Source organism: Bifidobacterium sp. POST2/T3 (B1) (assembly GCF_058197115.1).
The window spans coordinates 1-7,830 of sequence record NZ_JBVPQK010000111.1 but is presented as its reverse complement, the minus strand read 5'-3'; the positions used below and the strand labels follow the sequence as shown (position 1 = coordinate 7,830).

The window sequence follows — 7,830 nt, the reverse complement described above, 5'->3', positions numbered from 1 at the left end:
ACCCTTACGGATTGCTGTATGAGAGCTGGGAAAGCGGGGGCCCTGCTGGCCGTGCCATCGGCAGACCAAATCATCCAGGGCCCGGACCTGCACGGCCGTGAACCGAATACCCAGCTTGGTCAGCACCTGGGCCAGCAGGCGGGTGCGCAGAGCCGGGTGACAGTCGGCCAATCCGCGGGCATCCAAGCAGGCCAGAACCCCTTTGGCCTTTTGGCCCGAATTAGGGCTCACAACCAGCCGCTGGTAGAGTCCATTCACCTGGGAGTCCAGGTAATCCTGGTCCAGACGGGCCATATCCGCACCTAGAGCCAGGCGACGGACCATGTCCCGGCCAGCGAAGCGATCCAAGGCAGGCAGCAGGTCATGACGGATCCGCGAGCGCAACGGCAACGTTTCGGGAAGCGTACAATCAGCCGGCTGATCGTCACCGTTGGTGGGATCGTCCCACCAATCGATCCTCTGCTGGCGACAAATGGCTGTGGTATCTTTCCGGTCCAGGTCCAGGAATGGACGCAGGTAACGCATTCCTCCACGCTCTATATGCCGAGCCATCCCGGTGATGGCCTCCAGCCCCTGGGAGCGAATCAGGCCAATCATCACCGTCTCGGCCTGATCATCACGGGTGTGTGCCAGGAGGACGGCCCTGGCACCCAACCTGAGGGCCTGCGCGGAGAGGGCTTGGTAACGGGCTGCGCGGGCATCGGCCTCAGGGCCAGCCGAAGTGACGGGTACATCCACTCTGGTGACAAGGACCGGATCCAATCCCAACTCCCGGCAGGTTCCAGCCGCGTGCGCGGCAATACGATCCGAATTAGGCACTAGACCGTGATCAATCAGCAGGGCCCCACACCGCAACCCGGTCATATCGGCCACCAGGTGGGCCACGCAGGCCAGGGCCAGGGAATCCCGGCCGCCCGAGCAGGCCACTAGAATCAGTGGGGCATCCGAGTTGGGCCGGTGTATCCCGTGATGGGCGAACCGCTTATCCTGCAGGCCCAGGCCCTCCCGGTCCAAAGTCGACCGCAGGAGTCCCACCGCCCTTTTCATCTCTGCTGAATAGACCATGGTCCAGGCCGCTTCCCGCTCAAAGCCTATCCAGGGATCCGACCAGGGTGTCCACAGCATGCCGGGCAGCAGCCACATCCTCAGGATCGTTGACGACTACGGCAAAGACCAGAACACCGCCTGAGCGCCGAATCACATTGCCCGCCAGTGAAGTCACATGGTCCAAGGTGCCGGTCTTGACCCGGATCAGCCCGTCTGCCTGATTGTCTATTTTTCGTCGGGCTGCTGTGCCTGTCAGCCCCACCACCGACAGACCCTTGACCAGGGGGGTCAGCCCCTTCTCAGACAGGGCCAGCTGCTGAACGTCCGCCAAGGTTCCCACCTTTAGACTGGAGCCAGGGGTCAATCCCGAACAGTCGGCCATGTTGAGGCCCGCGGTGTCCACACCCAGCTTGCTCAGCGTGCTGGTCACGGCTTTCACGGCCCCGGCCGGGCTGTTGGGCATGTCCAGGGCCAAGGCGGTCAGACGGCCGAAAAGCTCGGCCAGACTATTGTCGGAGTTGCGCAGCATCAGTGACATGATCTCGCTGAGCCGTGCCGAGCTGATACGGGCCAGAACCTTGCCCTGGGCATGATCAGTCCTGTTCGGCTCCTGGGCATTGTCCACCTGAATCCCGAATTCCATCAGGCGGCTGGCAAAGACGGCTGCTGCGGACCCTGCCGGGTTTTGGACCCTGGGCACGTAGACCCCGCCTGCGTCCGGATAAGCAAGAGACTCAGCACTTCCCTGCCTGGCCTCATCCACCGCCATAGCTACAGGCTCCTGGAAGTAGATCCCGTCGGCATTGTTTGCTTCGATTCCCTTCGGTGCTCGATCTTCGCCGAATAGCGTGTCCTGGTAGGCCAAGGTCACTCGGCCGATCCCCCGCTTATGCAGGGCCTGGGCCGTCTTCTCGGCCAGAGTCCCCAGACCGGCCCGGCCATTGACGTGCAGAGGATCGTCCTTGCCGACCCCTAGAAGCATATCGCCGTGACCGCGCAGGGTCAGCGTCGCCTGCGCGGAGGAAGAGGAATTCAGAACCGCCTCAGTATCCAGTTGTGAGGACATATCCAGAACGGATGCGGCGGCTGCTGCTGTCAAGGTCTTCATGGTGGAGGCCGGCTGGCGCGCCTGGTCGGCATTCTTCTCAGCAAGCACGCGCCCATCAGCCTGCCGGACGACCAGCGAGTATGCATTGCCCAGGCCCGGCGTGCCGGCGAAAGTGTTAACCAACTGCTGAACCTGACCGGCATCCACTGCGGACCCAGGCTTGTCTGCGACCAGGGTCGGCGGCTCGCCCATCAAGACAGCAGGGGGGACCGAAGAATGACTGGTCTTGGTCAAGGTCAGAGGCCCGGGCACCAAATCGGCCAAGTCCATGCACGCATAGCCGACAACAAGCACGACAGCCACAAGCATGGCCAAGGCCACCCGCCAGCGTCGCTTAATCCGACGACGGCGTGTCATGCGCAGCTGATGTCTGTCACCCAATTGCTCACTCCCGGACTTGTCTTCGCCAACCGAGTTCGGCTCGGTCAGCATCATCCAACTAGCCTAGTACTGGTCCTGTCACTGTCTCAGGACTGCAGAGAGGCATATCGATCCAGAGTCAGCAGAATGGCCGACTGACGACGATCGAAGATTCGAGACCCTATAGCGACACCAACGGCAAGCACAATCAGACCGTTCGCCAGTGCGACGGGCATGGGCAGCCAGAGCGGAAGAATCCCGACCGTGGTCATGGCCAGTAATGCCACCAGGAAGGTGGGCAACATAATCACCAAGCTAGCCAGCAACTGCAACAAGGGCAGGAAGCCTTGGGCAACGGCACGTCCCTGCGGTGAAGTGAAAGGTTGGTCCATGGAGGGCACCGGATAGATCAGCAGAGCCGAGAAGACCTGGGCAACTCCCAGCCCAGACAGGAGCAATCCTATGGTTACAGCCAGCATATCCAGGGAGATAACCAGATCTCGCCCGCCCTTCATTGCCCCGGAGAGTGCCAAAGTCACCAACCCAAGCAGGAGTATGCAGGGCATGGCCACGCTCAGATGGCTTCGGACACGTGACAGCCGGTCCTCACGACCCTTCACTCCCGCCGCTATCTCCATGCGCAGGGCAAGCCCATCGTAAGCCAATGCGTTGCCCTCGGGAACCTCCAGCACCCAGGCACCCACAACCGGCCCCAACCATAGCATCATGGGCATCTGGCGGAAGATTACCGCGTATAGAATCACCACAACAAGCAGAAGCGGATAGCTAACAAGTCTGCGGGGGTCCTGACGAAGATAGATCAGCAATCGCGCGGTCATGGCATCCACAGCGTCCCGGGACCGGCCCAGCAGCCCCAGCCCCTTGGGGGCAGACGACCTTTCAGCACTGGCCCCCGCGTATAAACGGTCATGACGCAGACACAGCGTGCCGATCAGGAAACAGAGGGCCAGGGTGGCCAGCTCCATACACAGACGTCCGACTAGAGCCCACCATGATCCTGAGAGGAAATCCTCCGGCAGACGGACGGCGGCGCCCAATGGCGTCCAGGCCAGTATGTCAGCCAAGTGCTTGAGGGAATCAGTGTCGACTGCCATGCCATCCATAATCCCGCTGTCCAACAGAGAGGGCAGCATGCACAAAAGCATGATCACCATGGTGACCAGTAGGTAGAGCCCGGATCGAGTGCGCTTGGAGACCACCAGGGTACCGACCAGGTCCAAAACAGCCCGGGACAAGGCCAGCATTACCATGATCGCCAGCAAGGCTGCAATCAAAGCCACGATCGCAGCTCCGACACCCATGCGCGCATAGATGGCCGTCAGGGACAGGAAGCAGACAAGACCCGTCAATCCCGTAGGTCCGGTCAGTCCTGCTAGGTAGAGACCCACCTGCAGTTGGCTGTCAGGAATCCCATACAGAACGAATCGCGAAGAATTCAGAATCGACCCCTGGCCCAGAAAAGCCAGTTGAATCAGGACCACTCCCAGGGTCAGCCCGACCAGGAACAGGACCAATATGGTTCCCATACGCTGCCGGTCGCCCGGACTAGCACTGGGCAGCCAGCCCCCGAGTGTCAGCGCGACCTGCCACGAGGCCAAGCAGATGCCTATGGCCATGAGCAAGCTGATGATGGCCCCGACCATCTGCCAGGAGGAGTGCTTGATCGTGCCCCAGGTAATGGACCAACGCATGGCGATGATGGTGGATGCCGTGCTCATTCCGTCTCCTGGTCTTCCTCGGACCCGGAACCGTTCAGCCAGGCAATTCGCTTAGCCTGGTGGCGGCCTCCGACAAGCTCCAGGAAGCGATCCTCCAGATCCTCGCCGGCAGCGACCTGTGCCACCGTGCCATCAGCCCGAACCAGACCATGATCGATGATGGCCACATGGGTGCACATCCGCTCCACCAGGGCCATGACATGCGAGGAAATGACCACTGTTCCTCCGGTGTCGACATACTCAGCCAGGATGTCCTTGAGATTGGCGCTGGAAACTGGGTCAACCGACTCGAAGGGCTCATCCAGCACCAGAAGCCTGGGGGAATGAATCATGGCTGTGGCCAGGCAGATCTTCTTGGTCATGCCCGATGAATAATCGCAGACCCGCTTGCCACCGGCATCAGTCAGGTCGAAGGCCTCCAGCAGGTCCCTAGCCCGGCCCAGGGCCTCACTGCGCGGCATCCGTCGAAGCATACCCGAGTAGACCAACAGTTGCAGACCAGTCAGCCTGTCGAAAATCTGATCGGCTTGGGGCATGACGCCGATGATCCGCTTGGCTGTATCCACATCCGACCACACATCTCTGCCCAGGATCATGACATTGCCGGAGTCCGGCACCAAGAGACCGGTCATCATGTTCAGCGTGGTGGTCTTCCCCGCGCCATTGGGGCCGACTATTCCATAGAAGGACCCCCTGGGAATGTCCAGAGAAAGGGCATTGACAGCTGGCCGACCCTGAAAGCACTTGACCAGGGCGCGTATAGAGACCGCTGCCTGCGGATCTGGCGGAGGACCCATTGCCGTCTGGCCGGTCATACTGGTTGCTTGCGCTTCATCGGACATGGCCTTAAGTCTACCGTATGCCCCTCTCGCTGCCGATTGAGGGACAACTGGCCTTAATGCCCTGAGTGCTCGATGGGTTTCCATCCTGGATTAGCGAAAATGGCCTGGAAGGAAATGGGCACGTAGCTGAGCATGAAGATGGGGAAGCTCAGGCAGTAGGCAAAAAGCTCCTTGTTGGATGCGCCGATTTTGTCCCGCTCGGCCAGCACGGTCAGCGCAGCCAGGCCCATCATGGCCAGGATGCCCAGAATTCCAGCTGCAATGCCATCGATTAGGGTGGTCACCTGGCTGGTCCAGGTCACGAAACCCAGAGCCGGGAAGAGCAGGCCGAAGAAGCAGCGGACCAGACCTAAGACTGTCAGGGGGCAGATCAGGATGGTCAGGTCAACGGCCGAGAAATCGCGTTCGCGAAAGGCCCGGGAAATCAGAGCAGGCCCGTAGTAGCGAAAGACCTGAAGAAAGCCCTTGCTCCAGCGCAGCCGCTGTCTCCAGCTCTGCTTGAAGGTGACCGGCTGCTCGTCATAGAGTATGGCGGTGCCGCAATAGCCGATGCGCTCGCCGTGGAGAACCGAGTCCATGGTGAACTCCAGGTCCTCGGTCAGCAGGTGGAACTTCCAGCCGTTATTGCGCTCCATAACCTCCTTGGAGAACATGAATCCGGTGCCGCCCACGTGGCAGCTGGAGCCGATGACCATCCTTGAGGTGTTGAGGAACCGGGATTCGCGGATGAACCATAGGGCCGAGCCCGAGGAGACCCAGTTGTCCGAAAAGTTGACCGAGTTCCGGTAGCTGGTCAGTATCCGGAAGCCAGACTGGAAAGCCTTGTTCATTTCCTCGATATAGTGGCGGTCCAGGATGTTGTCCGCGTCGAAGACGAAGTAGGCATCATAGCAGGAGTCAAGACCTCGATCGAGTATCTGCTCCAGCAGGAAGGTCAGAGCGTAGCCCTTGCCCACCCGGTCCGGGTCCTGCCGCTCGACCACATGGCAGCCGAGAGATCTGGCTAGTCCTGCGGTGTTGTCGGTGCAGTTGTCGGCCACCAGCCATATATCGACCATGGAGAATGGATAGGTCTGCTCCTTGATGGAGTTGATCAAATGACCGACCACGTGTTCTTCGTTGCGGGCGGAAATAAGGACGGCGAACCGCTTGTCGAAGGGCGCATCGGGAAAGACCGCCGGCTTGGAGACGAAGGAGATGACGATGCAGATGGCCTGGTAGACGATGCCCACCCCACCCAGCAGCATCATCAGTACGTCCAATACCTTGAGCAGGGCCATCAGCGCCACTCCTTGCGGGGGTTGTCCTCCCCCTCGGAGGCCTCGTCCCCGATCTCGGTACCCTTGAGCGGCCTGTGCTTTACCGGGGCCGAGGCGGATTTGGGTATAGGCACCGTAGCCGACTCATCCAGATCTTTGGCCGTCAGCGAGGATGCTGGGTAAAGCTGGCTGGCAATGGTCATGACGGGATCGTCCACTCGAACCCTGGCGCTGGTTCCCTTGGCGGACCGGCTGCCCACGTGGCTGGCCACCGGCTGGACCACGTGCTCGTTGAATGCCTCGACACCTTCGACCACCTTGGACTTGCCGACCGGCTTGGGATCCTGCATGAGCGGGGAGTCAATCAGCTCGTAATGCTTGACCGATGCCGAGAAGATGGCCTGGAAGCTGGCCGCCAGAGGCAGGGCCAGGAAGGCGCCCAAGGCGCCGAAGACCGCACCCAATGCCAATACAGACAGGAAGGCGATGGCCGGGTTAAGGTCCATGGTCCGCTGGGAGATCTTGGGGGCCAGGATCATGTTTTCGATCTGTTGGTAAATGATGATGTAGACCAGCACAATCACAGCCACCAGCAGTCCCCGGCTCCCCCAGGCCACCACTATGGGGACGGCCCCGCCTATGTAGGTGCCGATGGTGGGCACGAACTGGGATACCAGCCCGCAGAAGAGGGCCAACGGCAGCCAGTAGGGCACCTTGAGGATGACCAGAAAGACCGACATGCAGGCCGCAGAGATGAGCGCCAGGATGGTCCTGCTGAACAGGAAACTGGAGATCTGGTCCTGAGCGATGGTCCAGACGAAGAGAAAGCGACGCTGGCTCCTGGGGGCCAGCCACTGGCAGAGACTGCGACGCAGCTTGGGGCCTGCCGCGGAGATGTAGTAGATGACCAGCAGAACGGTCATGATATTAATGAAGGATCCTGCCAACCCTACGGTGGTGGTCAAGGCCTGCCCGGCGAAGTCCGTCACCCAGGATGTCTGGATATTCTTGACGATCTCCCCGCCCAGATCCTGCATGGCCGGCAGGTGCCAGGGAGTGCGGCTGGCGATGAATTCCGCCACCTGCTCATAAAGGGCCGGCAGCCCGTTGGCCATGCCGATGACCTGCTGGACCAGCAGATTGCCGAACATCCCCAGGAGGACGATCACAATAATAATCAGGCCTATCAGAGTGACCGCCGAGGCCGCTCCCCGCCGCCAGCCATGCTTGACCAGCCTGAGCACCAGAGGCTCCATGGCCAAAGAGACGAAGATGGCGATCACCACGTCCAGCACCAGGAATTCGATCTTCCACCAGGAGGAGTAGGCGAACCAGGCCAGGAAGACGGCTATGACCACGTAGAGGAGGGCGCGGCCGAACCATTCCGGAGGTCGGCGCGGATCCCCCTTGGGCGGGAAGACCGTCGCGAAATCGAAGCGCTGCTTTTGCTCGTTGGCCATATGTTCCATTATCCC

6 protein-coding genes are annotated in these 7,830 nt (G+C 60.8%); all 6 read right to left on the bottom strand.

Annotated features, from left to right (window positions below):
• Positions 1-1,143: tRNA lysidine(34) synthetase TilS (gene tilS, locus AC0AP0_RS06590; RefSeq protein WP_490429803.1), on the bottom strand; the 1,143-nt coding region annotated here is incomplete at its 3' end.
• Positions 1,085-2,590 carry a D-alanyl-D-alanine carboxypeptidase/D-alanyl-D-alanine endopeptidase gene (dacB, locus tag AC0AP0_RS06585; protein WP_490429802.1) on the bottom strand — a complete coding sequence of 502 codons (1,506 nt, stop codon included), beginning with the start codon at positions 2,588-2,590 and terminating at the stop codon, positions 1,085-1,087. The genes dacB and tilS, both read right to left, overlap by 59 nt.
• A gap of 32 nt (positions 2,591-2,622) precedes the next feature.
• Complete coding sequence (locus tag AC0AP0_RS06580) at positions 2,623-4,254, bottom strand: hypothetical protein (RefSeq protein WP_490429801.1); 1,632 nt, start codon at positions 4,252-4,254, stop codon at positions 2,623-2,625.
• Positions 4,251-5,096 carry an ABC transporter ATP-binding protein gene (locus AC0AP0_RS06575; RefSeq protein WP_490429800.1) on the bottom strand — a complete coding sequence of 282 codons (846 nt, stop codon included), beginning with the start codon at positions 5,094-5,096 and terminating at the stop codon, positions 4,251-4,253. Before AC0AP0_RS06575 ends, AC0AP0_RS06580 begins: the two co-directional genes overlap by 4 nt.
• A 53-nt stretch (positions 5,097-5,149) precedes the next feature.
• On the bottom strand, positions 5,150-6,376 hold the full coding sequence (locus tag AC0AP0_RS06570; RefSeq protein WP_110413274.1) for a glycosyltransferase family 2 protein: 1,227 nt from the start codon (positions 6,374-6,376) through the stop codon (positions 5,150-5,152).
• Positions 6,376-7,830, bottom strand: a 1,455-nt coding sequence (locus AC0AP0_RS06565) for an AI-2E family transporter (protein WP_490429799.1), incomplete at its 5' end; no start/stop codon positions are given. The genes AC0AP0_RS06570 and AC0AP0_RS06565, both read right to left, overlap by 1 nt.